This is a genomic window from Hathewaya proteolytica DSM 3090 (assembly GCF_900142225.1).
Lineage (GTDB): Bacteria > Bacillota > Clostridia > Clostridiales > Clostridiaceae > Hathewaya > Hathewaya proteolytica.
Genome location: NZ_FRAD01000002.1, coordinates 1 through 1,426, shown reverse-complemented (window position 1 = coordinate 1,426; position 1,426 = coordinate 1). Strand labels below are relative to the sequence as shown.

The 1,426-nt window shown below is 52.9% G+C and carries 1 rRNA gene; it reads right to left on the bottom strand.

The window, feature by feature from the left end:
- Window positions 1-1,426, bottom strand: a 16S ribosomal RNA gene (locus BUA73_RS00010); the annotation flags it as partial.

Genomic DNA, 1,426 nt, shown 5'->3' with positions numbered 1-1,426 from the left:
TGATCCAGCCGCAGGTTCTCCTACGGCTACCTTGTTACGACTTCACCCCAATCATCAATCCCACCTTCGGCCGCTGGCCCCTTACGGTTACCTCACGGACTTCGGGTGTTATCGACTCTCATGGTGTGACGGGCGGTGTGTACAAGGCCCGGGAACGCATTCACCGCGACATTCTGATTCGCGATTACTAGTAACTCCAGCTTCATGTAGGCGAGTTTCAGCCTACAATCCGAACTGAGATTGGTTTTATGGGATTTGCTCCACCTCACGGTCTTGCGTCTCTCTGTACCAACCATTGTAGCACGTGTGTAGCCCTGGACATAAGGGGCATGATGATTTGACGTCATCCCCACCTTCCTCCTGGTTACCCAGGCAGTCTTGCTAGAGTGCTCAACTTAATGGTAGCAACTAACAACAAGGGTTGCGCTCGTTGCGGGACTTAACCCAACATCTCACGACACGAGCTGACGACAACCATGCACCACCTGTCTCTAAGTTCCCCGAAGGGCACATCAGTGTTTCCACCGACTTCTTAGGATGTCAAGCCCAGGTAAGGTTCTTCGCGTTGCGTCGAATTAAACCACATGCTCCGCTACTTGTGCGGGCCCCCGTCAATTCCTTTGAGTTTTAATCTTGCGATCGTACTTCCCAGGCGGAGTACTTAATGTGTTAACTGCGGCACCGAAGTATTGAAACCCCGACACCTAGTACTCATCGTTTACGGCGTGGACTACCAGGGTATCTAATCCTGTTTGCTACCCACGCTTTCATGCCTCAGCGTCAGTTACAGTCCAGAAAGGCGCCTTCGCCACTGGTGTTCTTCCTAATCTCTACGCATTTCACCGCTACACTAGGAATTCCCCTTTCCTCTCCTGTACTCTAGACACCCAGTTTGGAATGCAGGTCCGGAGTTGAGCCCCGGGTTTTCACATCCCACTTAAGTATCCGCCTACGCATGCTTTACGCCCAATAAATCCGGACAACGCTTGCCACCTACGTATTACCGCGGCTGCTGGCACGTAGTTAGCCGTGGCTTCCTCCTCAGGTACCGTCATTATCGTCCCTGAAGACAGAGCTTTACAATCCGAAGACCTTCATCACTCACGCGGCGTTGCTGCGTCAGAGTTTCCTCCATTGCGCAATATTCCCCACTGCTGCCTCCCGTAGGAGTCTGGGCCGTGTCTCAGTCCCAATGTGGCCGATCACCCTCTCAGGTCGGCTACGCATCGTCGCCTTGGTGAGCCGTTACCTCACCAACTAGCTAATGCGCCGCGGGTCCATCTCAAAGCGAATTGCTCCTTTAATCTATCTGCCATGCGGCAATTAGATATTATGCGGTATTAATCTTCCTTTCGGAAGGCTATCCCCCACTTTGAGGCAGGTTACCCACGTGTTACTCACCCGTCCGCCGCTAATCCATCCCCGA